The sequence below is a fragment of the Dictyobacter kobayashii genome, assembly GCF_003967555.1.
Classification (GTDB): Bacteria; Chloroflexota; Ktedonobacteria; order Ktedonobacterales; family Ktedonobacteraceae; genus Dictyobacter; species Dictyobacter kobayashii.
Window position 1 is genome coordinate 1,921,354 of the sequence record NZ_BIFS01000002.1, and the last position, 24,929, is coordinate 1,946,282.

Here is a 24,929-nt window from a genome sequence, read left to right on the forward strand (position 1 = left end):
AAACGGAAAGGATATCATCAGATGAGTACGATAGTGAACACCCCAACAAGCAACCAGCGCGTATCCTTGACCACAGGCTCTGTCATCTCTGCCGACGGTACCACCATTGGTTACCATCAGCTCGGCCACGGTCCCGCCCTGATCATGCTACACGGCGCGAATACATCAGGTCTGGACTTCACCCAGCTCGCCGAACCGCTGGCTGATCTCTTCACGGTCTATCTGCCTGACCGCCGTGGCCGTGGCCTGAGCGGCCTGTTCAGCAAGAACTACAGCATTCAGGAAGAGGTCGCGGATCTGACCGCGCTGGTCAACAAAACAGGAGCGCGACTACTCTATGGCGTCAGCGCAGGTGGCATGATCTGTCTCCTGGCATCGCTCAGCCTACCTGGTATCCAGAAATTAGCCCTCTATGAGCCAGCGCTGCTGATGGATGGCACAGCGCACACGTCCTGGCTGCCGCGCTTTGACCAGGAGATGGCCGAAGGCAAGGTGGCTGCCGCGCTCGTCACCAGCATGAAGGGGTTGGAACTGGGCGGGCCGGTCATGAACGCCATGCCCAACTGGCTACTGGAGGCACTCACGAACGCGACCATGAAAGGGGAGGACAAGAAAGCTGGACCCGACGCTATCACCATGAGAAAGCTCGCTCCCACCCTGCACTATGACGGGCTGCTGCTCGCTGAGATGAGCGGGCAACTGGATCGTTTCCGTGCGATGAATGCCGAGGTGCTGTTGCTAGGTGGAAGCAAGGGACTGCCTTTCTTGAAGCCTTCCCTTGCGGCCCTGGAACAGATATTGCCACACGTTGCGGGACGCATAGAGTTTCCTGGACTGGAACACGGTGGATCGAATAACCCCAGCCAGACCAATCGCGGCAGCAAGCCGGAACTGGTCGCACAGGAACTGCGCCAGTTCTTCACCAGAGCATAGCATGTGCCACTCACCTGGCCAATTCATTGCGCAACCTGGTCAGATGCTGCTCCATACTCGAAAGTGTGAGAGCTGCACTCTCTGGCTCAACCAACCAGGATAAATGTCCTCATTCACTCTTTGTAGAAGGAAAAATAGATGGATACCGCGACATTCTCCTCTGTATCGACACCAGAACATACACTGGGAGCGAAACCTGTATCCCGCCCTGTGCTTTTGAGTATCATGATCGCCCTTTTGCTCACCGCATTCCTGGAAGCGCTGGATAACCTGATCGTGACGCCCGCGCTCCCCCGCATGGTCAGCAGCCTGCATGGCTTCGACCAGTATACCTGGGTTGTGACCGCGTACTTGCTGGCCACAACAGCAGTGGTGCCTCTGGCAGGCAAGCTCTCGGATCAATTTGGTCGCAAAGGCTTCTTGCTCAGCGGGATCGTTCTCTTTCTGCTGGGTTCGGGACTGGCTGGCGCTTCCCAGACGATGAGCCAGTTGATCCTCTTTCGGGCCATGCAAGGACTTGGCACCGGCATTGGCATCGGGCTGGTGGCCGCGGTCATTGGGGATCTCTTTCCCCCGGAACAGCGGGCCAGCAAACAGGGCTTGATCGGCATCGTCTTTGGCATCTCTCAACTGTGTGGACCAACATTGGGTGGCTGGATTACTGATCATGGCCCGCTGCTCTCCGGCTTTGTGACCGAGGCCACTCGCTGGCGCTGGCTCTTCTATCTCAATCTACCTGTCGGTCTGCTAGCGCTGATCCTACTCGGCATCTTCCTGCCTGCACGACCTACCGACCAGGCAACCCGGCGTTCTGCTCTAGAGCGTATTGACTGGTCCGGAGCGATCCTGCTGGTGGCTGCGACGTGTAGCCTCTTGCTTGGTCTGAGCCTGGGGAGTGGGCAGGGTCGAGCGTGGTCATCATGGCCCGTGATCGTTCTTTTGGCTGCCTCGGCGCTCTTCTACGCGCTTTTTCTGGGAAGCGAAAGCAAGGCCACTGAACCTGTTCTCCCGCTGGCGCTGTTTCGTCAGCCGATCTTTGCGGTTGACGCGCTTCAGACACTCATCCAGGGCATGATCCTGATTGGGATATTCATCCCGCTCTCGCTTTTCCTGCAAAGCGTGCTGGCGCTTTCGCCGACTGGTACCGGTGGCCTGCTTACCACGCTCTCGGTCAGCTTGACACTTGGCGCGGCACTCGCGGGGATCAGCATCTCTCTGCGCAAGCGCTACCAGTTGACGGCCATCGTGGGCGCGGCGATCATGACGCTGGGACTTCTTCTGCTAACTCTCCTGGCGCAACAGGGCAATCTCCTGCTGCTTGGACTTGCACTGGTCCTGGTCGGCCTTGGCGCGGGCTCCTTCTTCACCATCCAGATGGTTGCGGCGCAGAACGCGATTCCGCAGACACAGCTTGGGGTGGGAACCGGCATCATTCGCTACCTGGCTCAGTTGGGGATGACCCTGGGAGCGGCCCTGATGGGCGTCGTCGTGAATGGAGCATCAGCCACCACCCGGCCTGCGCTTTCCGGCGTGCTCCAGCATGGCTTCTGGGTTGTGCTGATCCTCAGTGTACTGCTCCTATTGAGCACCTTCTTGCTGAGGGACGCTCCGGCAAGACTGGCGTCTACGAGCACACCAACGTAGGAGAGGGGTCGCTCACGCTGGTGCTCAACAGGTAACATGGAACAAACTAATCATGGGGCCTGTGGCCTTATTCCAGGCCAGGATCGCTTCGGGTGTAGGAAGAAGTTCTACCTGGCACTGTTTCCGCTTAAAGTAATCAGCGGCCTCCTCCGAAAGTCGGACGTTTCCCTCCTGTCCGGTACCGATGAGCAACTGTTTGACCGCTGGCTCATATACATGTTTGGCTTCTGCGAGTGAAAGGATGTGCGAGGTGCCATAGACCGCCTTCGATAACTTTTTCTTCCGCTTCTCTATCTGGCCACCCAGCCTGATCATCACATCATGTTCGAAGAGGGTACCCTCAATGGTAATAGAACCAAAGCTCGTCTGGTCAATATTAGGCTTCATAGGGCCGTTCCTCCCTATTCGGATAACGAATCGTGTTGAAGATGATGAGAACTCATGATCTATAACCTACGCTCTGAGAGACAACAATCATCTTACTATATCCTTCCAAGGGTGACCATGTGCGGATGGGTATGGAGCGTTGCTATGAGGGCTCCAGGCCGCCTGATGCTCTATCCGGGCGGATGCTATCACGGAAGCGTCCGGCCTATGGGCGAACCCGCATCATCAGTAGCCAGGAGACGAGAAGAACAATCGACCATGTCCAGAAGGGCGAGCCATGTCCCAACACATTGTAGAATGTTCCTGCCCACAACGGGCCGATGACGCTCATCAGGTTGTTCAGCGTGGTGTTAACCCCGGCGAGCTGTCCCTGCTCATGTTGTTGTACTCGATTAGCCATCAACGCTCCCAGCGTCGGCCAGAGGAATCCGGCAAGGGCAGTGCTGAGCACAATCAGCGGATACTGCATCCAGAACGAGGGTGCGAGGTACGTCAAAAAAAAGAGTGGCATCTGCACGAGCAGGCTGGCGCTGATCACTCCCTTTTCTCCATAGCGCTTCACCAGGCCTCCGACCAGGATTCCTTGCACCAGGACGCTGGCTATTCCTGATAGCACAAGGAGAATAGCCAGCTCAAGCGGATGGACGGCGTAGGTGTCGATGACAAATACAGCGTGAGGAAGAGATTTAGAAATAGTCCTGGAATCCGGCTACCAGAACATCTGTCAGGCGCTGAGCAAGCGTACCATCGGGGTCCAGGTCAGGATCGAAGACAGTGACCTCTAAACCCACCGCCAGGTTGGACGTGAGCAGGTTACGCAGCAGGCTGACAAGCTCCTGCTCAGTCAGGCCACCGGCAGTTGGTGTATCGACGGCTGGCATAACGGTTGGATCAAGCACGTCAGCATCGAGATGAATCCAATAGCCCGCGACAGAGCATTGCTGAAGCGTCTCTAGTGCCAGGCGAGCAATCCGCGCGGCCCCTTCCTGTTGAAGCCGCGTGACATCGATGGTGGTTATGCCAGCCTCTCGTACTTCCGCCAGGTTTTCATCGTCGGGGCGAAAGCCGATGGCGACGACATCGCTATCCTCTACAAGCGGCCCGCGCCCCTCAAGGTTGGTGAGCGAGGCCGCGCCCCTGCCCATGGCCAGGGCTAAATCCTCACCTGCCGCTGATCCGACCGCCTCGGCATTGCCTGGATGGCGGAAGTCAAGGTGTCCATCAATGAAGACTAGCCCATAGCGCCCTCTCCGGCGCAGGGCAAGCATTCCGCCAAGCAGGATGCTACAATCTCCACCAAGCACGAGGGGGAACGCGCCCGCACTGATGTGCTGCTGGATACGATCAGCCAGGCGTGGAGAATAGGAGGCAAGCCCCTGGGCATTGCGTACAGTCTTGCCATCCCAGTCGGGAAGATAGCGCGGTGGGACCACGACGCCGCCATCGCTTGCACCAAGCTGGGGGACAAGACCCTTGTCCCGCAACGCTCCAGCGAGCTTATAGACACCTGGCACGAGGCCCGGTTCAGGTGGACGCAATCCCAGGTTTGAGGGCGCGTCGAGAACAACGATAGGTTTGGGCATGACAGCATCCTTTCTTGTCAACAATAGTGTCATTGGCAGGTTTTTAGTTTAAACAACGTTACCACGAAAAGGACGGAAGAAGGCTCGCAACTCCTCGGCCAGTAAGGCTGGTTCCTCCAACGCGGCAAAGTGACCGCCACTTGGCATCTGTGTCCAGCGATGCACGCGTAACGTGCGCTCTGCCCACTCGCGCGGTGGCTGACTGATCTCTTTGGGGAAGCATGCGATCCCGGCGGGGACCTCGATATGTTGTCCAGGTTTCAGGGGCGACAGGGCATGGGTGTTTTCGTAGTAGATGCGAATCGAGGAAGAGATGGTTTCAGTCGCCCAGTAGAGCATAATATTGGTGAGCAGTTCATCCTTGCTGAAGCGCCGCTCAACCTCGCCCTCACAATCGCTCCACGCGCGAAACTTTTCCACAATCCATGCTGCCAGCCCGACAGGTGAATCGTTCAGAGCATATGCTAGCGTCTGAGGTTTTGTGGCATGCAGTTTCGAGTATGCACCCTCGTTCATGGACCACTGCTCGATCTCGCGCAGGTATTGCTTCTCCGCGTCCGATAGCTCGGTTGGATCTATGGGGATGGTGGAAGTGCCCAGGTAGTTCAGGTGCATGCCAATGAGTCGCTCCGGGTATTTCAGCGCGAGGCGTTGCGTCACACCAGCACCGATGTCTCCACCCGCAGCTGCGAAGCGTACATAACCCAGCACATCCTTCATCAGGCTCGCCCACAACTCAGCGACCTGGATGTTTGATATGCCGCGAGTACCGGGGCGGTCGGAGAAGCCGAAACCCGGTAGAGAGGGCACAATCACGTCGAAGGCATCAGCGGGATCGCTACCATGTGCCGCCGGGTTGGTCAGCAGGGGCAGCAGTTTATACATCTCAAAGAATGAGCCGGGCCAGCCGTGGGTGATGATCAGCGGCAGAGGCTTGGGACCGTGTCCCCGCTCATAAATAAAATGAATGCTCAGGCCACTTATATCAGCACGAAAGTGCGCCCACTGGTTGAGCTGCGCTTCCTGCACCCGCCAGTCAAACTCGTACTGCCAGTAGTTTACAAGCGAGCGCAAATACTTCCGGTTCGCACCATAGTCCCAGCCCGCGTTCTCAATCTCATCGGGCCAGCGAGTATGCTCCAGACGCATCTTGAGATCATCAAGGACTGCCTGTGGAATAGCGATCCTGAATGGGTATTTCTGCATAGTGCACCCTCCCTTGACAGATAGGTGTAACCTCTTATTATGAAATAACCAGTTACATTGTACAATCCTGAGTGGTAACTTGTCAAATTCAATTAGAAGGTTACATATGAGTGTGCATGAAATGGTCAGCACTGTCTTTGAATTCACTGGCGGAAATCTGTGCCTGGACTTCGCCAATACCCTCGGCGGGGCACGTGGGAGCGGAACGCGAGAGCATTTACTAACCTATCACGACCTTGTAAGCTGGAGCTTGCAGGCAGGGATCATCACAGCAGACCAGGCTGCCTTGCTGCAAAGCGAAACCGGGCGAGAGCCAGGCGAGGCTGAGGTAGTGCTTGCTCGTGCTCACAAGCTCAGAGAAGCTATCTACGGTCTCTTCTCCTCGCTCACCAGGGGAGACCAACCGGATGGATCAGATCTCTTCACTCTTAACACCGAACTGGGGTGGGCGCTTGTGGGAGGGCACTTGATCGCTCACCCTGATGGTTTCACCTGGCAGTGGCCCGCTGAGCAGCAGGGGTTTTCTCGCATGCTCAGTAGCCTTGCACGCTCGGCTGCCACGCTGCTCACAGCGCCAGAATGCCAGTTTGTCCGAGAGTGCGCCAGCCCCACCTGTAACTGGCTCTTTCTCGATAACACAAAAAACCATCGCCGCCGCTGGTGTAGTCCAACCGGCTGCGGGAATCTCGCCAAAGTCCGCAGGCATCGTCAAAGACGACGTGAGCAAGAGAGGGGATAAGACTTTTCATTCTTATCTCCTCCCTTCTACTATGACTTTTACATTGGTCCCTGGTAGTCGGGGTAGCCGAAGCGAAAGAGAACGGATGTGCCGCTGGCAGCCAGACCGCCAGCGGCACATCCGTTCTTGCTTCCACCAGGGGGTGATAGTCCAATGATAGGAGGGCCCAAAGGTGGAGAAGGCTCAACTCTCACTGGCGACCATTGCCGCGGTTGTCAGTTGGGAGAGTGGAGCTAATGTGTTTAGTATTTTCGAGCGAGAAAGCCGTCGGTATTGCCCGCGGTATCGACATAGAAGCCGACCAGGTCTGCGTTGTCATTGAGGCCATTGATGGTGGTGGTGCCAATTCCATTGGGGTCGTCGATGGTCTGCCACTGAGGATGATGCAAGGGATTGGATAACAGGAAACCGTGCATCACGGCTGTGGTGCCTGAGCCGACCGTGTACGTTCCGACGATCTGGTCGGAGGAGTTGACGCCCAGGAAGGTCGTGTTGGTGATGTTTGAAACGCCGACTGCATTAAACAGTTTGATACTGGTGCCTCGCAACAGGAAACCGTGCATGACGCCAGCATTATCTGTTACGGTCCCGACGATGTCGCCATTGTTATTAATGCCGGTTGCCATCAAACTCACCGCATTCGGGATGCCCATAGTTGGGATCTCGGTGAATGTGCCTTGATTCACATCGAGCTTGTAGCCATGATTATTGCCAGCATTGTCTGTATAGAAGCCAACAGCTACCTTTTTCTGGTTAATGCCGAGCAACTGATTGACCTGTACGCCATTGAAGGTGCCTGTATTAGGGTCTCTGAAGGATGTGAAGGTTCCATTTTGATCGACAAAACCGAAATTGTTGCCATTGCCATCGACCCAGAAGCCAGCAGTGACACCGTCGTTATTAATAGCTGTGACCTGGGTTTGGACGGAACCAGGGAAGTTCTCGTTAGTATAGTTGTTCTGTCCATATGGCTTGGAAAGGGTGTAGCCTTTATTAGGGTGGAGGGTACCATTGACGACCAGGCCGCTACCGAAGTAGCCAGCGATCACGCCGTGTTTGTTGATGCCGAGCAACTGATTAAAGGTTGGGTCGTTCTGGTTGTTCAAGGTCAAAAACTGATAAGTCTGGTGTGACTGATATCCTGGGTGAGAAGAGGAGGCATTCAGCACATTACTGAGGAATGATGTAGAGCCGAGCAATGTTGCTGACGGGGTATTCAATGTACCGCCACTGCAGGCAGTCATTACAAGTAGGAAAAAGCCAATGAGCGCAGTAGCGACAAACAGTCGGGTAGTCTTTTGATGCCGATGAAACATGGTTTATCTCCTTTGCCGAAACGAACTTTTCAGGTGCTTACATACGCAAGCACCCCCGTTTTCTATAAAGTCGTGTGGTATCGAAGGAGTCGATTTTCGATATTAAAGCAGCTTTTAGTAATTTTTTTATTTTTCCCCATCTCAACCCCACATATAAAGTATACTCTGGCATTTGCATAAAAAATATTATAATCATCATGTTTAGAGAGTGAAATACGTCATACGGCTTTGCCTGCAGGGGAGCGACAAAATCTTCAATAGAGATGCATACCAGCGGACCTTTGACAACGATCCAGGATCTTCATATAATTAACTGTATGGTTAATGATTCATCAGAGCAACTCAATACCGTCTTTTTTGCACTCGCTGACCCCACACGGCGGGCAATTTTGGAACGCCTGGCGCATGGAGAAGCTTCTGGAACGGAACTGGCACAGCCATTCTCCATCTCCGTTCCGGCGATCTCCAAGCATTTACGTGTGCTAGAAAACGCAGATCTTATCCTGCACCGGAAGGACGGGCGAACGCACCGCTTTCGCCTGGCTGCCAGTCCCATGAAAGAGGCGGCCGCCTGGCTTGAGCACTACAGACAATTCTGGGAAGTGCAATTTGATTCTCTGGAAAACTACCTGCTAACTACGTCGGAGGAGGAGTAAGTCGCTGATGATTCCTCCCCTGCTCCCTGACACCATCAGGACGCTAATCTCAAGTGTCTGACCTGTCGGCTCGAAATTGGTATGGGAGAGATCTGGTAATTTCTATGTATATTTATACGTGGAGGAACAGCTAAGATCGAGCTCAGCGCGACAGATATTGTGATAGGCTTGATTGGGAATGACCACTCCGGGAAACGGCCATCAAGTTTCAGGCTAGATGGACCTCAAGTCCTAACTCGCGCAGGTTCTGGACTGTCGAAAGCGGCGTTTGGTCGTCGGTTACGATGGTGTGCACGGCCGTGATAGGGGCAACAACACCTGTGGCAACCTTATCGAATTTGTTATGGTCGGCGACAAGGATGACCTTGCGTGCGCACTGAATGATGACACGATCAGTGTTTGTTTCCAGTGGATCGACATTGGTTAAGCCATCCTGCAGGCTAATGGCGCGCATTGAGATGATGGCTTTATCGGCGCGTAAATCCTTGAGGGTCTGTTCGACAATATGACCGATCATGGAGAGTTCTGAATGCCGGATCACGCCACCGGTTATGATTAAGGTAATGTTTTCATTGCCGGCGAGTTGATGGGCTACATTAAGTGCATTAGTGATGACAGTCAGGTTCTTCTTGTTGTAAAGATGGCGTGCAACCTCAAGGGTGGTTGTGCCGGAGCCAAGAAATATAGTCTCGCCATCCTGAATCAACGACGCGGCCATCTGCCCGATGCGGCGTTTTTCATCGATATTTTCGGTCACGCGTTGTAAGATCGGTGGCTCCGTAGTCGTCGAGGTGGCCACACTTACGCCGCCATGCTCACGGCGCACCCGGCCTATCGACTCCAGCTTTTTAAGGTCGCGACGAATGGTGGGCTCACTTACGCCCAACTGTTCGCTCAATTCTGTCACACGGATATGCTGACGTTCCTGGAGGATAAGCTCAATTTGTTGGAGTCTCTCAGTCGTTAGTTGCATCTCTGCACCCATTTCAATACTCTTCTTTCCACCAGTTGTAGTTCTCCTCTCAAAGACTCCACTACTCGCTTACAAATAATCCTCACGTATCTATGTGAAGAGCATACAAAGAGATGCTTATATATAGCCATCTCGATACTGATCGTTTTAATGATCGCATTTGATTGTGATTATAGGGTAGAAAATAACTTTATGTCAAGGTTATGATTAAAATTGATTGAATTTGTGCAAGAGGCTTGACAATCAGGAATTTAAATGGTATTTTCGAAAATAAATGATCAATAATTGTTCTTTTATGATTGAATTTGATCGATATTTATTTTCGGGTTATCGAAGGGATCGCAATTACCGGTACAAAAGGATAAAGAGTATCTTAATTTGGATCTGGCTGTTACAAGAAAGGAAATCTTGATGAAACCTGTCACACTGCTAATTATTGGCGCTGGTAGTAGAGGAAAGACGTATGCTGGATATGCTCAACAACATCCTGACCAGGCACAGGTGGTAGGTGTGGCGGATCCACGTGATTATTACCGCACGCACCTGGCCGCAGAGCATCATATTGCGCCGGAAAATGTTGTTGCCGATTGGCAGCAGCTGGCTGAGCGACCTAAATTTGCTGACGCGGTCGTGATTGCCACACCGGATGTGTTGCATAGGGACCCCGCCGTTGCCTTCGCCAATCAAGGCTATGACATTCTACTGGAGAAGCCTCTGGCGCCCGATGCGGATAGTTGCCGCAGCATCGTTGAGGCGGTGCAGGTGAACAAGAGCATCTTTGCAGTGGGACATGTAATGCGCTACACGGCCTATACGCAGCGTTTAAAAGCCCTGCTCATGTCAGGTTTGATCGGCGATATCGTGAGCGTTCAGCACCTGGAACCAGTTGGCTACTGGCATTATGCGCACTCATTTGTGCGTGGTAACTGGAGCAACGAATCCAGGTCTTCATTTATGCTGCTGGCAAAGTCCTGCCACGATATCGATTGGCTACGCTATATCATAGGCCAGCGCTGTGTGCAGGTCTCCTCCTTTGGCTCCTTGCTGCACTTTAGAAAAGAACAGAAGCCAGCTGCCGCCGGGGATGCGAAACGTTGTCTGGACTGCGCGTACGAGAATCAATGTCCCTATTCAGCGAAGCGCTTTTACCTCAAACGCTTACAAGGAGGAAGTCAAAGCTGGCCTTTAGATGTTATTACGACCGATTTCTCTGAAGCAGGTGTATTGGAGGCACTACGCAACGGTCCCTATGGACGCTGTGTCTATGAGAGCGATAACGATGTGGTCGATCACCAGGTGGTCAATTTAGAGTATGAGAATGGCGCGACCGCCTCGTTTACCATGATCGCCACCAGCGAGACCCGCGATCGCGAGACGATCATTTTCGGTACTCGAGGCGAGATACGCGGCAATGGACATAAGATTGTGCACTATGATTTTTTGACCGAAGAGACCCGTGAATATGAGATTGAGCGTTTGGATGAGGCGAGTGGACATGGTGGAGGTGATTATAAATTGATGCAAAGTTTTGTGGCGGCCGTTGACCAGCGTGATCCCAGCAAGATCCTTTCTGGCTCGGCGGAATCGTTAGAGACCCACCTGACCGTTTTCGCTGCTGAGCAGGCGCGCCGCGAAAAGCGTGGTGTTGCAGTATAGAACGTAGCGGGGAAGATATATGCAGCAAGTACAGCGGGTTAACGAAGCGCGTGAGCCCGATGCATTGATGATTGGCGTGGATGTAGGGGGAACCAAGATTGCTGCCGGTATCGTGGATACGAATGGTCAGGTCGAGGGTCGTATACAGATTCCGACCGATACCAGCGATGTTGAGCATACCTTGCAATCTATCGCATGCGCGATCAGGTCCACGCTTGAGGCGGCCGGGACTCCACTCGCGCGCGTCAAAGCTGTTGGGCTGGGTATTCCCGGTATGGTTGATCCAGAGCAGGGGGTATGCCTGCTCTCGGTCAACCTGGGCTGGCAAAATGTAGCGGTTCAGCGCTGGCTTGAGCAGGAGCTTGGTGTTCCTTGCGCTATCGATAACGATGTTAGCGCCGCGACGCTGGGCGAGAGCATTTATGGCGCTGGAAAAGGGTTGCAGAACATGGTGTACCTTAGCCTGGGGACGGGCGTGGCAGCCAGAGCGATTATTGATGGCTGGCTCTATCGTGGGGCGCATGGTATGGCGGGCGAGATCGGGCATCTGGTGGTGATGCCCGATGGTCCTGTTTGCCGCTGTGGGGCGCGCGGTTGCCTGGAAGCACTCGCCGCCGGGCCCGCCCTGGCGTTGGCCGCCCAGAATGCTATCGCGGAAGGGAAGGCAACGCAGCTACAAACCTATCAACGACAACATGAGATCATCCGCTCCGAGCATATCTTTGCGGCGGCCAGCGCTAATGACGCGCTGTCACTACAAATTTTGCGCGAGGCGGGCGAGCATATTGCATATGGCATCTACCTGCTGGTGATGACCTTTGATCCGCAACTTGTCGTCATTGGCGGTGGCCTGGCCATCGAGCAAAGCCCATTGCTGATAGCCATACAGGCCAGGATTGCTCACCTGTTAGGGCAATCTCCAGTTGGTCGGGCGATGCTCAGTACCGAGGCGATCCAGGTTACTAACATGCAACGCGACGCTGCAATTGTAGGTGCAGCAGCGTTGGTCGCGCAAGACAAAAGGAAGAAACAAGGAGCTTGTGCTTATGAGCAATATAGAACAATTAATTACTTCTATCCCCGGTGGCTATGAATCACATACACTGCATGAAATTTTGACCCAATCCACAGCCTGGATGGCGGCATTGGAGGTGATAGCGGCAAAGAAGGATGTCATCCAGGCGCTCTGGAAGGCAGATCAGTTCTCTGAGGTACTGGTCACAGGCTGTGGTTCAACATATTATCTCTCGCAAGCTGTGGCGCCCCTCTTGCAACAACAGCTTGGGGTACGTGCCCACGCAGTGCCAGCCTCTGAATTGTTATTTTTTCCTACCACCGTTGTGCTACCTGGCAGTAACCCGTTGTTGTTGGCGATCTCGCGCTCAGGCCACACGACTGAGACCATACGCGCTACACAGGCATTTAAGAAACAGTACAACGGACCGGTGATCACTATTGGGTGCTATCCCGAGGCGGAACTGGTGGGCTTGAGCGACCTGGCGCTGATAATAGATGAAGGGCAGGAACAGAGTGTGGTACAGACGCGCTCCTTCAGTGCCATGCTGGTCGCTGCTCAGGCCGCCATTGCCCTGGCCCACGAGCCCCAATTCGAGCACATGCAAACATTGCCGCTCCTGGGAGAGCAACTAATCGCTGCATATCATGACCTGGCGCAACGTCTGGGTGGGGACAAACAGATTGAACGCTTCTATTTTCTAGGTTCTGGTTTGCAATATGGCCTGGCCTCTGAAGTGAACTTGAAGATGAAAGAGATGTCCCTCTCCGTCTCCGAAGCCTTTCATTTTATGGAGTTCCGCCACGGACCAATGTCGATGGTTAACGAGCATACGCTGGTGGTGGGTTTACTGTCAGATGAGGCTCGGGACCACGAGCTCACCGTGCTGCGCGAGATGCGTGCCCTGGGTGGTCAGACACTGGCCCTCTCTGAACAAGATGTGCCCACAACAGATGTCGATTTCGCGGTGAGCTTTAATTCTGGATTGCTGGCAGCGAATCGCGGTGTCCTGTATCTGCCGTTCTTGCAACTGATGGGGTACTACCGGGCACGTGCGAACGGCCAGACACCTGACTCCCCGCATAATCTGACCGCTGTCGTTGTGCTGGATGGGGAGAAATAACGCATGATCGTTACTGTCGTTCCTAATCCCGCTCTGGACAAGACAATGGTATTGCCGGATTTTACCATTGGGAAGATACATCGCGCCAAAGAGGTGATGACCCTGGCCGGAGGAAAAGGCTTTAACTTTGCCAGGGCGCTACGAACACTTGGTGTGCAGACGACAGTAGTTGGTCCAATTGGAGGCCATGCGGGACAGCAGTTGCTTGCTCTGGCCGCGCAAGAGGGTTTGATCGTTGATGCGCAGAAAGTGGAGGCAGAGCTTCGTACCTGTCTGACAATTGTTGATCCTGCAGCGGACTATAGATTGACAGAGATCTATGAGCAGGGAGTGGCTGTGACACCTGATGAATGGTATGCGCTTGTGCATCGTGTTGGCCTGCTACTCTCAAAGGCGCAGTTTCTGGTAATTAACGGGAGCTTCCCACCGGGAACACCAGAGGATGGTTTGGTCGCGCTATTGCAGCAAGCAAAGATGCATAGCGTCCCTGTCTTGTTGGATACGCATGGCGCTCAGCTTCCTGCAGCGCTAGCCTTGGAACCAGCGCTCCTAAAGATTAACCAGTTTGAAGCTGCGGAAGCGACCGGGCTACGTATCGATACGCCAGGAGCAGCCTTAGAGGCCGCCGCAGCATTACAGAGACTTGGAGCGCAAGCGGTCGTAATCACGCTAGGCAAAGCCGGTGTAGTTGGCCGTTCACACGCTAAGCAGAGCTTTGGCTGGTCTTGTCCCAGCGTTCCCGCTATCTGTTCCACTGGTAGTGGCGATAGCCTGCTAGCAGGCATCGTCGCTGACCTCGTCCGTGGGCAGCCACTGGCGCAAGCTGCTCGCCTTGGAGCTGCCGCCGGCGTTGCCAACACCTTACAGCTTGGAGCCGGACGTTTTACACAGCAGCAAATCGCCAAAATCCTGCCCCAAATCCGAAGCATCTCTGAATAGACACCAATTTTTTGGCTTGAAGAAAGAAGGATAAAAAAACAATGGTGCAGATCAGTCGTGGTAAATTTGAGAACATCAAAGCCTGCGCCAATGACAAAGGCATCATTGCCGCCGTCGCTATGGATCAGCGCGGCTCTCTCAAGAAGAGTATCAATAGCTTAAAGGAAGGATATGGAACAGCAGCCACCATCTCGACGTTTAAGAGCAAGGTAGTACAGGTACTGACACGTTACGCAAGCGCTGTTCTCCTGGACCCCGAATATGGTTTAGCGGCCTTGGGTGAACGAGCTTCGGGTTGTGGAGCGCTGCTCTCCTATGAAGTGACCGGCTACGATGCGAACGCAGTGGGGCGTCTTCCTCGCTTGCTTCCGCAATGGAGCGCACGGCGACTGATAGAGGCTGGCACAAACGTCGTCAAGATTTTACTCTATTATAATCCCGCCGACGAAGCCTGGATCAATGATATCAAGCGCGCATTTGTCGAGCGCGTGGGTGATGAATGCAAAGCCCTGGATATCCCTTTTTTCCTCGAACCGCTTGCCTATGACAATGTCTATCAGGAGAAGAGCCTCGAGTTCGCGCGTCTGAAGCCAGGTTATGTACGGTCCATTATGGAGGAGTTTTCGCAACCCCGCTACGGTATTGATATGCTCAAGGTTGAGGTTCCCATCAACTGCACCTATCTGGTCGGGAGCCTGGCGTACAAAGGTAGCGAGGTGGCTTATGAACGTACAGCCGCGATAGAGCATTTTCAGGCCGCCGCCGCTGCTGTGAAGATCCCCTTTATCTATTTAAGCGGCGGCGTCGATGATGCCGTGTTCCGCGAGACACTGGAACTGGCCGCAGAAGCGAACGTACCGTTTAGCGGCGTTCTTTGTGGCCGTGCCACCTGGAAGGGAGGTATTCCTGTCTTTGTGCATGATGGTGAGTCCGCGCTAGAAGAGTGGTTGCTGGACCAGGGCGTGCGGAACATCCAATCCCTTGATAATGTGCTGGCCGTGTGCGCGCAGCCCTGGTACACCATCTATGGAGGCATAGATGCTATTGAGGTGATAGATAAATAAGCACACTAGAAAAAGCACTCTATGGGTGCGTGGATTTATAGAGGATCATTTAAGGTGAGACCGATGGCGCGACCCGGTTGGATACGTAGGCCACTTCTCGTTGGCCTGACCGGGCCGCGCCTGGCTAGATGCTTATATTTCTACGCGACCAGATTACGTGGCACAACTTCTAATAACCGGCGGTCTGTTCAAAGGCGTTGGCGATGACCCTGTAGCCAGCCGCTTTCGCGTGAATATCCTTGAATATGCTACACATCCATGTATAGCTACAAATATTAGGATTGGGGGTTGCAGTACCGCCGAAAGGAGTAAACACATCGACGACGGTCGCATAGCCGCTGGCATCCGCTGCCAGGTGCTGGTTGATCTCCAGCGCATATGGCACCATCGTCGGGCAGATATTCTGATAGGGATCGTAATAGTTCATCAGAAACAAGTCACCACTACGCTGTCCGTGCACTGTCATGGCGGCGGCCAGCTTCGGCAAGATAACCTGCCTCAGATTTGTATCCATTCGCGCCAGATCGCTATTCCACGTCGAGCTGAGCGTACAAGTCGATGTGTTGATATCAGGACGCATGTCGTTGGCCCCGATATCCAGCGTTACCGGGCTTACGCGGCCCGCCAGGAATTTGAGATACAAGACTGCGGCATTCAGTTGAGAACCGATGTAGGGGAATTTGCGCAGAAATGATACTGAGCAATCTCCATAAATCATCGATGTCGTGGTCTCACCAGGGCAAGCCATATTTGCATACCCTGTCGTACCATGGCTCTTGAGATTCGCGTAAAAGTCGTCAGCATAGCCATGACTGAAGTCTAAATCGGGCTGAAATCCATAAGCGAGAGAATCACCAACTGCCAGATAATTGGCTTTGGGGCCAACGAGGGCTGGCTGTGTCGTAGCATGGGTGGCGGCAAATGCTGAGGGGGTTGGGAGTAAAAGCAGGCTTAATACGAAAACGGCTGGCGCAACGATGCGGATAAGAGGCTTCATCATGCCTTTGAGCATATTTTCCTCCTTGAAAAGATATACCGATCTGGCACTTAAATGAAGATTATACAAGTGGCAATAACTCTAGAGAGAAGAGAAATGTACGCATCCACTTCATAGTATAAACGTAAAAGAGTAGAATTACAAGTTTATAACGTATCTAAAAATACAAAAGAGTATAATTATAATTTTTATTATACATAACCATAGGCTTATATTATACTGTAGTAATGTATATTTAAGTAATTTAATTTAAATAAGATGTAAATAATTATAAGCATAATTAAACTACCAAAATATGTTATATTTGATATTTCATTCATGTCAGTTCTCAGGCATGCGGCGTTTGATGTGTTCGACGCGAGAAGCATTATGCTCGGTGTGGGATCTGGTGAAGCTGGCTTCATGCTTCCATTGAAGCCAGGTCATGTTCCTATGAGAGCAAGGTGGAAGAAGTTTTTTTGAGCGAATTTTTGTATACTGTTTCTACTTGCAAAATGCAAATAGAAACCGGAAAACAGCTATACTGTGGTCTGGTGAATAAAAGGAGCCTTCACATGTCTGAATTGCAAACCTTGTTGGCTGGTCTTGCGTTTGGTGAGTCGCCACGATGGCATGAGGGCCGTTTGTGGTTCTCTAACTGGGGTACCCAGGAGGTCAGGGCCGTCGATCTGGAGGGCAAGAGCGAAGTCATGCTTCGTGTTCCGACCACCATTCCCTTTTGCATCGACTGGTTGCCCGATGGTCGCCTGCTCGTTGTCTCAGGGCGCGAAGGACTTCTTTTGCGCAGGGAGCCCGACAGGGAGTTGGTGACCCATGCCGACCTGCGCGAGCTTGCTGGCACCTGGAACGAGATCGTTGTAGATGGTCGCGGCAACATCTACATCAATGGCGGCGACTTTGATGCTCCCGGCATCATTGCGCTGGTCACACCCGATGGATCGGTGCGCCAGGTGGCTGACGACATCGCATTCCCCAATGGGATGGCCGTAACACCCGATAACGTGACGCTAATCGTCGCTGAGTCTCACGGAAACCGACTCACGGCCTTCGATATTGATGACGACGGCAGCCTGTCGAATCGGCGCGTCTGGGCTGCGCTCGAAGGAGCAGCCCCGGACGGCATCTGTCTCGACGCTAAAGGAGCCGTTTGGTACGGAGATGTCCCGAACAAGTGTTGCGTGCGTGTGAGAGAAGGTGGAGAGGTCTTGCAGACGATCCATCTCGACCGTGGCTGCTTTGCGTGCATGCTTGGAGGAGAAAATAAGCAAACGCTATTCATGCTGGCAGCCGAGTGGCGTGGTTTTGAGCACATGGCAGACCAGGCACGCACGGGTCAGGTCCTCATCACCCATGTGTCCATACCAGGTATCGGATGGCCTTAGACGAAGAGCGGAGCGGTGCGACCTCACTAGAATGAAGCAATTCTAGGGAAAGCTCATGATGGGGCCTCCTGCCGCACAGACGGCGAGATGTCAGATGAACGGCTCTCCGGTTTCCCAGAGGAAGTGGGAGACAAGGACCACTGCCCTGCCTCTCACTTCCTCCAAGGATAGAGAGTCCTATAGTCAGTCAATGGTCACAGTTGTGTCCACAATATCGCGCTGGCGATATTCAATAATTGGACCATTGAGGGTTACGGTCTCTGTGAGCCGGATATCGGTTGAGGATGCTCCAATCCTAAAGGTGAATGCTCCTGGCTCGGTGACAAAGTGCATCTGTGGATTGTAGAAGGCGAGCCGAGAAGGATGAATTGTAAAAGCGAGGCTGCGTGTTTGTCCGGGTGCGAGCGTGATACGGGCAAAGCCAAGCAAGAGGTTGTCTGGACGGGCAACCGAAGCTACCTGGTCACGGCCATAGAGCTGGACAATTTCATCTCCTATCACCTCTCCCGTGTTGCGTACTTTGAAGGCAATTTTAATTGGCTCAGTGATATCTTTCGCCTCTATACTCAGGTCGCTGTAGGCAAATGTTGTATAGCTCAATCCATGGCCAAAGGCAAACAATGGCGTAGTTGGCGAGTCTATATAATCGTTGAAGAACATCGCGCGATCCCCGCCAGCGCGGTGCCCTACGTGAGTGGGAATCTGACCAACCGAGCGTGGCATGCTGACAGGTAGACGCCCACTGGGATTAACTTTTCCGAGCAATACATCTGCCAGGCCGTTGCCTCCCTCTTCACCAGCTGGGAAAAGTTGCAGTAAGGCATTGGCCTTATCAGCCACCGAGGCAAGCGTATGGATGCGTCCACTGAGCACTACTACTATGAGTGGAGTCCCGCTGGCAGCCAGTGCATTGATGAGCTCCGGTTGAACGCCAGTAAGAGCAAGGTTTGTAGCATCATTGGCCTCGCCAGATGTGACAGGTCGTAAGAGTCCACTACGTCCGGCCACCACTACTACGGCCACATCCGCCGCGCTGGCGGCTTCTACGGCCTGCGCAAAACCAGAGCTATCATCGCCTAGAATATCGCAGCCTCTGGCATAGTGAAGCTCAACGTCCTGCCCCAGAGCGGCACGCAGGCCAGCCAGGGGTGTAACATGTGGCGTAAAATATGGACCTGGTGCATAGTCCCCACCAGCCTGCGGAACCGTGAGCCCGGTGGCCTCCGTATTTTGTGGAGCGGCATAGATGATCTCTAAATGAGACGGATAGTGATAATCGCCCTGCAAGAGCCGCTCATCGTCGGCCCCAGGACCGATGACCGCGACGCGTTTGATGGTAGGCGAGAGTGGCAGCACTCCATCATTCGTTAGTAGAATGGTTGATTGAGCTACCACCTGGCGGGCCAGGCTACGCTGGTCGGGCGTTTGAAAGACAGCGCTGGCGCTGCTTGTGTCAACATAAGGATGTTCGAAAAGTCCAAGCTGGAACTTGAGCTGCAGGACACGGCGAACGGCGGTATTAACAACCTCCTGTGACAAACGTCCTGCTTCAACCTCAGCCTTGAGTGGCTCCCCATAACAATCAATGGCGGGCAGTTCCATATCTAGTCCTGCCAGCAGGGCGAGGCGAGCCGCTTCCCCACGCGTAGCCGCGACCCGGTGATAATTCATCAACATATCCACCGAAGCATAGTCCGCAACTACAGGACCAATAAAACCGAGCTCTGTGCGCAGCAAATCGGTCAGGATGGCGGGGCTACCAGCGCAGGGCAGACCATCTACCGAAGCATACGAGTTCATAATCGTGGCGATACCCGTATTTCTAATCACCGTTGCAAATGGCTCGGCATAGACCTCGCGCAGTTCGCGTGGCCCCATCTGGACTGGACCCCAGTTGCGCCCACCTTCGGACATCGCATAGCCAAGGAAGTGTTTACCAGTAGCGGCAACCCCATGCGCGAGATCCTGGCCCTGTAGACCCTGGACATAGGCCGTCCCTATGGCACCTATCAATATTGGGTCCTCGCCGTAGGTCTCTTCGACGCGCCCCCAGCGAGGATCACGAGCCACATCCAGCACCGGTGCCAGGGCATGCCTGGCACCCACAGCCAACATTTGAGCACGAATAACTTCAGCCACCTGCTTAACCAGATCCGGATTCCAGGTCGCCGCCAGGCCAATACCCTGTGGAAAAACCGTAGCATCACGGTGGCAGAAGCCGCCCGTTGCTTCCTCATGAACGATAATTGGAATCCCCAGCCTTGTACGCTCAAGCGCAATTTTTTGCAGCTCATTCATAAAGGCTGCGCTTTCCTGTGGATGTAGCCCGGTGGCCGCGCCAATGCGTGTAACCTGTCCAATGCCATGCGGCATCTTCTCCGCGGCCACCTCAGGATCAAAGGTGCCTGAGCTCACAAAAGCCGTACTCCAATAGCAGCCAAGCTGGGCCAGCTTTTCATCCAGCGTCATCAGTGCCAGCAGATCTTCGACCCGCTGCTCAATAGAGGCCTGCGGATCTCGATATAATGGAATGGTTGCCATAGTATATATTTTCTTTCTATCTATCCATCCTTGAGGGAGAGAAACCTATCTCTCCTCTTTCCCGGCTTGCTTTACTTGCTAAACCCTGCCACCAGGCCACCGAGAAGCTGACGACGCCCAAAGATATAGAGTAGAATGATTGGCGTAGCCGAAAGGAAGACCGCCGCCAGAATCGCGGGCACATTTGTTGTATATTGACCCTGAAAACTCCATAATGCCAGCGGCAAGACACGTACGCTGGCACTCTGGGTTAATACCAGCGGAAACAGAAAACCATTCCAGACCTGGATCGTTTCGTATATGACCACCGTGATCAAAGCGGGTCGCGACAAGGGCACTACCAGACTACGTAAAATGCGGAAATGGCCAGCCCCATCCAGTAACATCGATTCATGTAATTCTTTTGGGATATCGCGGATATACGTTACGAGTACCAGGATCGATAGTGGGATACCAAAGGCGACACTGGGCAGGATCAGCGCGAACAGCGTATCGTATAGATGCAGATCGGTAATCATGGCGTAGATCGGAATAATGGTCGCCTGCAAAGGGATAGCCAGGCCCACCAGAAACAGGCTAAAGACTGCCTGGGTATAGCCATTGTGAATTCTTGAAATCGCATATGAAGCAAAGAGCGCGACAACCACAATTAAGAGTACACTTAACACGGTCACGAAAGCAGTATTCGCAAAATAGAGACCAAAATCGTTCGAAAGGATATCCCCATAATTAGCCAGGGTCGGATGTGTGGGAGGCAGCCAAGGGGTATCTGTAAAGAAGTCAGCCAGTGGTCGCAGGCTGGTCATGAACATATAGAGCACTGGATAGAACGAGATGATGAGCCAGATCACGCCGAAAAGAATGGGGATGATCTCCCACAGATTGCCTGCAGAGCGCGTCTGTTTTTTCAATTGCTGCCTATTCGCCGCAGCCTTTTCGGGAAGTATGTCTACACCCATAGAAGTACCTTACTTTCCATTGTAACATTGCGCTGGTCTACAATCCTTCCAGCTGGCTTGACATCTTTGTAAAACCGGTAAAACGCAGCAGTATAAACGACAGGACGATACCGAAGAGTGCCAGGAGCACAGCCAGTACACTGCCATAGCCGACCGATTCATTAGGGAAGGCCGTAATATACATCTGCAGCGGTAAGACACGAGTCGCATAACCAGGTCCGCCACCGGTAGTCACCCAGAAAAGATCGAAGTAGGTAAGTGAACCAGTGAAGATCAGGGTGGTAGATGTGATAACGGTATATTTCAACTGAGGCAGCGTAATAGCGAAGAAGTTTTGGAGACGTCCCGCACCATCGATATTGGCGGCCTCATACAATTCCTTAGGGATCTGACGAGCGCCACCCAGATAGAGTAAAGCGTGAAAAGGAATAAACTGCCAGCAAATGATGGCCATAACAACGAAAAACGCCAGGTTGGGATCACCCAGCCAGCCTCTGGCCAGAAAAGACAGGCCAATCGTCTTCAACAAAGTATCCAGCAAGCCAAAGTTAGGGTCCAGAATTGAGAGCCAGGTGAGGCCAATCGCCACAGCCGAGAAGAGGAGCGGGATAAAATAGACAACGCTAAGTACCGCACGGTAGCGCTGTTGTCCGGCCATGAAAACACCCAGTACGAGGCTTAGCGGAGTTTGTACCACCCAGCTAACAATCATCACCTCGATTGTCAATAGAAGCGCATGACCGGTGACCGAGTCTGAAAAGAGCGCGATCCAGTTTTTTAGACCGACCCAGGTAGCTGGTGAAAGGCCATTCCAGTTGGTGAAGCTCAAGTAGAGTGCGATAAACATTGGCACAATCGCAAAGAGAAGGTAGAATGCCAGTGCGGGCAGTGTCCATAGTACAGCCACCCAACCGGATCGTCTTGAAACTTTAGATGTGTTCGATGAGGTGCTTGAAACCTTTATTGATGCGCTCATAAGCGCTCTCCTATCTGTCGAATTTGCATTTTCACCTCTTTAATGCGAAGAGGTGAAAATGCAAAACAAGGGTGAGGGATAGCATCCTTTAGCGTATACAACGCCAGCTGGTTGCTAGCCTATGAAGCACTCAAGGTCTTATTCATGTTGTCAGAGAACTGCTGAGGAGTAATCTGCTTCAAGAACAGTTGATCGAGGTTCGTGAGCAGTACCTGTGCTGGTTGTGGCAGCAGTGCCTGGTCCCAGGACAGTTGGAAGTGGGGCGATTTCTGCACCATCTGATAGTTATATTGCAGCCAATCACCATTGGGGCGCTGGCCAGCTGCGACTCGATGCCCTGAATTGGTGGGACATCGCCAACGGCAATAAACTGCTTGACCTCTTCGTCGGCCAGGACCGCATCCTTAAGATAAGTGATACAGCTCTGAGGTGATTTAGCCGTTTTCGAGATCGAGTAGAAATTGCACGGATTGCCATAGACGTTGCCGATGTTTCCTTTGCCTCCCTCAACAGCTGGGAAAGGGAACCAGCCGAGCTTACCGTTCTTAATGAAATCAGGGCTGTTCGTCTGTACCACCGGAAAATTCCAACTGCCCTGTAACATCATGGCGGCTTTACCAGTATAGAGCAACGCAGTATCCTGGTTGGTATCAGCAATGGTTGAAGCAAAAGAAGAACCAAACGCCCCCATGGTTACCAGCTGCTGAATCGCGGTATTGGCCTTAATGAAGGCATCCTGTGACCAGGAATTGGACTGATTGGACAGGACGTTATTAAAGGCCTCTGGCCCCCGATACGATCGGTGAGGTATTCCGAATACATCAGATATGGCCATTTGCTGCCACCGGCCAGCGCTATCGGAATTACATTGTGCTGTTTCAATGTATTGACCGCATTCAGCAACTCATTCCAGGTCTGAGGTGCATTGATCTTGTACTGTTTAAAGATGTCCTTATTATAGAAGAACAATACTGGCTGTACACCACTGGTGGGAACACCATAGAGTTTGCCATTGAAGGTAGCTCCTGAGAGGACTGAAGGAATAATGCGGTTCTTCCAGGCGGGATCGGAATTGAAATCGTTGGTCATATCATACACATCGTTGGCATCGATATAGCTTTTGAGGATGCCACCGCCCCAACCGAAGAAGATGTCCGGTGGATTATGTGCGCCCATGGCGACCTGGAGCTTTTGTTTGTAAGGATCATTCTGGAAGAAATTGAGCGTAGCGTGAATTTTAGCGTGTGAGGTGTTAAAATCATTAGTGATGGTCTGGACGACCTTTTGCTCACTACCGGTACGAATATCCCAGACTGTAATACCGTTAGAGCTACTACTGCCACCGCCTGTAGTCGTCGATTGACTACTACCAACGCCAAAGCATCCTGCCAGCGATGTTGCCAGCGCAGCTCCACCTGTAACTTCGAGAAAAGTGCGACGTGATATCTTTGTTTGCATTGCTCTGCTTCTCCGGCATCTCTGCCTACCAGACCTGTAGATCATGCCTGGTATTTATAATCAAATAATATCAAATCAAGAATATATCCATTATTCCTGGTCACTACTCTTACAAAGAGCTCTCATTGCTCTTCAACTGTAAGTCTTAGGAAATGCTTCCGCTGCTCCTTTCTAGAATAGAAGTGGGTAGATGAAAAAGGGATCGTTAATTCTCTATAATCTCTAAATGCCTGCATGAATTGCGCACAACCAGGTTGGTTGTCAGCTCAACACGCATGCTATCAAGTGGTTCTCCGGCGATCAGGCGTAGTAGCATTGTGGTGGCAACTCGTCCCATTTCCATTAATGGTTGGCGCACCGTCGTCAAGGTATGTAACAATGGACGCGGTCGAGACATCATCAAAACCAATAACGCTGATATCATCAGGAATGCGAAGGCCGCGCTCATTCGCGGCACGGTAAACGCCGATTGCCTGTTCATCGCAGCCAGCAAAGATAGCGGTTGGTAGCTCTGGCAGATCAAATAGTACATTGGCCTGTTCATAGCCACTCTCTGGAATAAATTTACCAGGACGAATAAAGGCTGGATTTACCGCTAGCCCGACATTTTCTAGCGCTGATCGATAGCCCGCGATGCGATCCTGACTACAGCGGAGGGTAGAAGGACCAGCAATCACAGCGATCCGACGATGGCCGAGTGAAATAAGATATTCTGTAGCAGTACGCCCACCAAGCCAGTTGGTAGCCCCTACAGAAGGCACATCTGGTCCCAATTCACCACCATGATCGACCACAACAAAAGGAATATTACGATGGCGTAATGGATCGAAGTGTTGTGGCGCACCATGTGCAAGCACCAGAATCGCACCATCGGATGAGCCATCCTGGATTTTATCTAGCAAATGATGCTCAACCTGCAAAGAATGATGGGTTGACGAAATTGCTAAGCGGAGCTCTGAACGTGCGAGTACCTCTTCTACACCGCGCGCAATTTCAAATATATACATGCTATCGAGGGCGGGGACCAGCATGTCAACAATATTGCTACGCTCCTTCCGTAAAAGATCTTTTGTACGACTATGGACAAAGCCATGCTCTTCCAGCAACTGTTCTACACGTTTACGAGTTTCGGGCGCCACATCTGGTCGATGATGTAAGACACGCGATACTGTAGGAATAGAAACTCCTGCTTTCGCAGCAATTTCTGCAATCGTGCTACGCTTCGATAAAGGTTGTTTCATTATCGGAAAATACCTAGCTTCTTTTATCGGAATAATACTAAGTATTCCCGTAAAATTTCTATTTGTCAAGGGTAAATGGCTAACGAAAAAAAAGAGAGGATACGCATATGATATGCTCTCCTGGATCTAAGCCCATGAAAC

General features: G+C 52.6%; 24 protein-coding genes. 10 read left to right on the forward strand and 14 right to left on the reverse strand.

From position 1 onward, the window contains the following. Window positions 1-21: 21 nt before the first annotated feature. Both EL645_RS34805 and EL645_RS34810 read left to right on the forward strand, forming a co-directional pair. The gene (locus EL645_RS34805; protein ID WP_126557017.1) at window positions 22-933 is read left to right on the forward strand and encodes an alpha/beta hydrolase; all 912 of its coding nucleotides are present in this window, start codon (window positions 22-24) and stop codon (window positions 931-933) included. Between the two features lie 138 nt (window positions 934-1,071). After that, the gene (locus EL645_RS34810) at window positions 1,072-2,577 is read left to right on the forward strand and encodes an MFS transporter (protein ID WP_126557018.1); all 1,506 of its coding nucleotides are present in this window, start codon (window positions 1,072-1,074) and stop codon (window positions 2,575-2,577) included. A gap of 24 nt (window positions 2,578-2,601) precedes the next feature. On the opposite strand, the gene EL645_RS34815 is transcribed toward EL645_RS34810, so the two are convergent. The 4 genes from EL645_RS34815 to EL645_RS34830 form a co-directional block, all read right to left on the reverse strand. Further along, window positions 2,602-2,964: an Mth938-like domain-containing protein gene (locus EL645_RS34815; protein WP_126557019.1), complete on the reverse strand. Its 363-nt coding sequence runs from the start codon at window positions 2,962-2,964 to the stop codon at window positions 2,602-2,604. Window positions 2,965-3,169: 205 nt separating this feature from the next. Next, complete coding sequence (locus EL645_RS34820) at window positions 3,170-3,658, reverse strand: MFS transporter (protein ID WP_126557020.1); 489 nt, start codon at window positions 3,656-3,658, stop codon at window positions 3,170-3,172. Further along, window positions 3,651-4,547, reverse strand: a complete 897-nt coding sequence (locus tag EL645_RS34825) for an arginase family protein (protein WP_126557021.1) — start codon at window positions 4,545-4,547, stop codon at window positions 3,651-3,653. Before EL645_RS34825 ends, EL645_RS34820 begins: the two co-directional genes overlap by 8 nt. Window positions 4,548-4,595: 48 nt before the next feature. Further along, window positions 4,596-5,753, reverse strand: coding sequence for an epoxide hydrolase family protein (locus EL645_RS34830; protein WP_126557022.1), 1,158 nt, complete (start codon window positions 5,751-5,753; stop codon window positions 4,596-4,598). 106 nt (window positions 5,754-5,859) lie between these two features. Between EL645_RS34830 and EL645_RS34835 the strand changes: the two genes are divergently transcribed. Next, the gene (locus tag EL645_RS34835) at window positions 5,860-6,492 is read left to right on the forward strand and encodes a CGNR zinc finger domain-containing protein (RefSeq protein WP_126557023.1); all 633 of its coding nucleotides are present in this window, start codon (window positions 5,860-5,862) and stop codon (window positions 6,490-6,492) included. A gap of 242 nt (window positions 6,493-6,734) precedes the next feature. Here EL645_RS34835 and EL645_RS34840 read toward each other — a convergent pair whose 3' ends face one another. Continuing rightward, on the reverse strand, window positions 6,735-7,808 hold the full coding sequence (locus EL645_RS34840; RefSeq protein WP_126557024.1) for a hypothetical protein: 1,074 nt from the start codon (window positions 7,806-7,808) through the stop codon (window positions 6,735-6,737). Between the two features lie 317 nt (window positions 7,809-8,125). On the opposite strand from EL645_RS34840, the gene EL645_RS34845 reads away from it, so the two are divergent. Continuing rightward, on the forward strand, window positions 8,126-8,464 hold the full coding sequence (locus EL645_RS34845) for an ArsR/SmtB family transcription factor (protein ID WP_126557025.1): 339 nt from the start codon (window positions 8,126-8,128) through the stop codon (window positions 8,462-8,464). A gap of 208 nt (window positions 8,465-8,672) precedes the next feature. On the opposite strand, the gene EL645_RS34850 is transcribed toward EL645_RS34845, so the two are convergent. Further along, the gene (locus tag EL645_RS34850; RefSeq protein WP_126557026.1) at window positions 8,673-9,449 is read right to left on the reverse strand and encodes a DeoR/GlpR family DNA-binding transcription regulator; all 777 of its coding nucleotides are present in this window, start codon (window positions 9,447-9,449) and stop codon (window positions 8,673-8,675) included. Window positions 9,450-9,848: 399 nt separating this feature from the next. On the opposite strand from EL645_RS34850, the gene EL645_RS34855 reads away from it, so the two are divergent. Genes EL645_RS34855 through EL645_RS34875 form a run of 5 tightly spaced genes read left to right on the forward strand, consistent with a single transcriptional unit; the run spans window position 9,849 to window position 15,234 of the window. Next, entirely contained in the window at window positions 9,849-11,093 is a 1,245-nt protein-coding gene (locus EL645_RS34855; protein ID WP_126557027.1) for a Gfo/Idh/MocA family oxidoreductase, read from the forward strand. Window positions 11,094-11,112: 19 nt separating this feature from the next. Then, window positions 11,113-12,186: an ROK family protein gene (locus tag EL645_RS34860; RefSeq protein ID WP_126557028.1), complete on the forward strand. Its 1,074-nt coding sequence runs from the start codon at window positions 11,113-11,115 to the stop codon at window positions 12,184-12,186. After that, complete coding sequence (locus EL645_RS34865) at window positions 12,140-13,231, forward strand: SIS domain-containing protein (RefSeq protein WP_126557029.1); 1,092 nt, start codon at window positions 12,140-12,142, stop codon at window positions 13,229-13,231. Before EL645_RS34860 ends, EL645_RS34865 begins: the two co-directional genes overlap by 47 nt. A gap of 3 nt (window positions 13,232-13,234) precedes the next feature. Continuing rightward, window positions 13,235-14,170 carry a 1-phosphofructokinase family hexose kinase gene (locus tag EL645_RS34870; RefSeq protein ID WP_126557030.1) on the forward strand — a complete coding sequence of 312 codons (936 nt, stop codon included), beginning with the start codon at window positions 13,235-13,237 and terminating at the stop codon, window positions 14,168-14,170. A 41-nt stretch (window positions 14,171-14,211) separates the two neighbouring features. Continuing rightward, window positions 14,212-15,234 carry a tagatose 1,6-diphosphate aldolase gene (locus tag EL645_RS34875; protein WP_126557031.1) on the forward strand — a complete coding sequence of 341 codons (1,023 nt, stop codon included), beginning with the start codon at window positions 14,212-14,214 and terminating at the stop codon, window positions 15,232-15,234. Between the two features lie 169 nt (window positions 15,235-15,403). Here the strand turns inward: EL645_RS34875 and EL645_RS34880 are convergent, their stop codons facing one another. Further along, complete coding sequence (locus tag EL645_RS34880) at window positions 15,404-16,246, reverse strand: SGNH/GDSL hydrolase family protein (RefSeq protein ID WP_126557032.1); 843 nt, start codon at window positions 16,244-16,246, stop codon at window positions 15,404-15,406. A 539-nt stretch (window positions 16,247-16,785) separates the two neighbouring features. On the opposite strand from EL645_RS34880, the gene EL645_RS34885 reads away from it, so the two are divergent. Then, window positions 16,786-17,613 (forward strand): SMP-30/gluconolactonase/LRE family protein, encoded by an 828-nt coding sequence (locus EL645_RS34885; RefSeq protein WP_126557777.1) that lies wholly within the window; start codon window positions 16,786-16,788, stop codon window positions 17,611-17,613. 183 nt (window positions 17,614-17,796) lie between these two features. Here the strand turns inward: EL645_RS34885 and EL645_RS34890 are convergent, their stop codons facing one another. From EL645_RS34890 to EL645_RS34920, 7 genes are all read right to left on the reverse strand, one after another. Further along, complete coding sequence (locus tag EL645_RS34890) at window positions 17,797-20,154, reverse strand: glycoside hydrolase family 3 N-terminal domain-containing protein (protein ID WP_126557033.1); 2,358 nt, start codon at window positions 20,152-20,154, stop codon at window positions 17,797-17,799. Window positions 20,155-20,225: 71 nt separating this feature from the next. Further along, the gene (locus EL645_RS34895; RefSeq protein ID WP_126557034.1) at window positions 20,226-21,113 is read right to left on the reverse strand and encodes a carbohydrate ABC transporter permease; all 888 of its coding nucleotides are present in this window, start codon (window positions 21,111-21,113) and stop codon (window positions 20,226-20,228) included. A 37-nt stretch (window positions 21,114-21,150) separates the two neighbouring features. Beyond that, window positions 21,151-22,089, reverse strand: a complete 939-nt coding sequence (locus EL645_RS34900; RefSeq protein ID WP_126557035.1) for a carbohydrate ABC transporter permease — start codon at window positions 22,087-22,089, stop codon at window positions 21,151-21,153. Window positions 22,090-22,267: 178 nt separating this feature from the next. Continuing rightward, entirely contained in the window at window positions 22,268-22,900 is a 633-nt protein-coding gene (locus EL645_RS34905) for an extracellular solute-binding protein (RefSeq protein ID WP_371865843.1), read from the reverse strand. Then, window positions 22,783-23,547 carry a substrate-binding domain-containing protein gene (locus tag EL645_RS34910; protein ID WP_161978057.1) on the reverse strand — a complete coding sequence of 255 codons (765 nt, stop codon included), beginning with the start codon at window positions 23,545-23,547 and terminating at the stop codon, window positions 22,783-22,785. The genes EL645_RS34905 and EL645_RS34910 overlap by 118 nt, the downstream gene beginning before the upstream one ends. Window positions 23,548-23,752: 205 nt before the next feature. Next, window positions 23,753-23,890, reverse strand: coding sequence for a hypothetical protein (locus tag EL645_RS46040; protein WP_371865810.1), 138 nt, complete (start codon window positions 23,888-23,890; stop codon window positions 23,753-23,755). Further along, window positions 23,829-24,788 (reverse strand): LacI family DNA-binding transcriptional regulator, encoded by a 960-nt coding sequence (locus EL645_RS34920; RefSeq protein ID WP_126557039.1) that lies wholly within the window; start codon window positions 24,786-24,788, stop codon window positions 23,829-23,831. The genes EL645_RS46040 and EL645_RS34920 overlap by 62 nt, the downstream gene beginning before the upstream one ends. Window positions 24,789-24,929 lie beyond the last annotated feature (141 nt).

Excerpts from the sequence above, each read along its gene's own strand:
- EL645_RS34805 (WP_126557017.1), top strand. The coding sequence starts at position 22 with ATGAGTACGATAGTGAACACCCCAACAAGCAACCAGCGCGTATCCTTG.
- EL645_RS34810 (WP_126557018.1), top strand. The coding sequence starts at position 1,072 with ATGGATACCGCGACATTCTCCTCTGTATCGACACCAGAACATACACTG.
- EL645_RS34815 (WP_126557019.1), bottom strand. The coding sequence starts at position 2,964 with ATGAAGCCTAATATTGACCAGACGAGCTTTGGTTCTATTACCATTGAG.
- EL645_RS34825 (WP_126557021.1), bottom strand. The coding sequence starts at position 4,547 with ATGCCCAAACCTATCGTTGTTCTCGACGCGCCCTCAAACCTGGGATTG.
- EL645_RS34830 (WP_126557022.1), bottom strand. The coding sequence starts at position 5,753 with ATGCAGAAATACCCATTCAGGATCGCTATTCCACAGGCAGTCCTTGAT.
- EL645_RS34835 (WP_126557023.1), top strand. The coding sequence starts at position 5,860 with ATGAGTGTGCATGAAATGGTCAGCACTGTCTTTGAATTCACTGGCGGA.
- EL645_RS34840 (WP_126557024.1), bottom strand. The coding sequence starts at position 7,808 with ATGTTTCATCGGCATCAAAAGACTACCCGACTGTTTGTCGCTACTGCG.
- EL645_RS34845 (WP_126557025.1), top strand. The coding sequence starts at position 8,126 with ATGGTTAATGATTCATCAGAGCAACTCAATACCGTCTTTTTTGCACTC.
- EL645_RS34850 (WP_126557026.1), bottom strand. The coding sequence starts at position 9,449 with ATGGGTGCAGAGATGCAACTAACGACTGAGAGACTCCAACAAATTGAG.
- EL645_RS34855 (WP_126557027.1), top strand. The coding sequence starts at position 9,849 with ATGAAACCTGTCACACTGCTAATTATTGGCGCTGGTAGTAGAGGAAAG.
- EL645_RS34860 (WP_126557028.1), top strand. The coding sequence starts at position 11,113 with ATGCAGCAAGTACAGCGGGTTAACGAAGCGCGTGAGCCCGATGCATTG.
- EL645_RS34865 (WP_126557029.1), top strand. The coding sequence starts at position 12,140 with ATGAGCAATATAGAACAATTAATTACTTCTATCCCCGGTGGCTATGAA.
- EL645_RS34870 (WP_126557030.1), top strand. The coding sequence starts at position 13,235 with ATGATCGTTACTGTCGTTCCTAATCCCGCTCTGGACAAGACAATGGTA.
- EL645_RS34875 (WP_126557031.1), top strand. The coding sequence starts at position 14,212 with ATGGTGCAGATCAGTCGTGGTAAATTTGAGAACATCAAAGCCTGCGCC.
- EL645_RS34880 (WP_126557032.1), bottom strand. The coding sequence starts at position 16,246 with ATGCTCAAAGGCATGATGAAGCCTCTTATCCGCATCGTTGCGCCAGCC.
- EL645_RS34885 (WP_126557777.1), top strand. The coding sequence starts at position 16,786 with ATGTCTGAATTGCAAACCTTGTTGGCTGGTCTTGCGTTTGGTGAGTCG.
- EL645_RS34890 (WP_126557033.1), bottom strand. The coding sequence starts at position 20,154 with ATGGCAACCATTCCATTATATCGAGATCCGCAGGCCTCTATTGAGCAG.
- EL645_RS34895 (WP_126557034.1), bottom strand. The coding sequence starts at position 21,113 with ATGGGTGTAGACATACTTCCCGAAAAGGCTGCGGCGAATAGGCAGCAA.
- EL645_RS34900 (WP_126557035.1), bottom strand. The coding sequence starts at position 22,089 with ATGAGCGCATCAATAAAGGTTTCAAGCACCTCATCGAACACATCTAAA.
- EL645_RS34910 (WP_161978057.1), bottom strand. The coding sequence starts at position 23,547 with ATGCAAACAAAGATATCACGTCGCACTTTTCTCGAAGTTACAGGTGGA.
- EL645_RS46040 (WP_371865810.1), bottom strand. The coding sequence starts at position 23,890 with ATGGAAATGGGACGAGTTGCCACCACAATGCTACTACGCCTGATCGCC.
- EL645_RS34920 (WP_126557039.1), bottom strand. The coding sequence starts at position 24,788 with ATGAAACAACCTTTATCGAAGCGTAGCACGATTGCAGAAATTGCTGCG.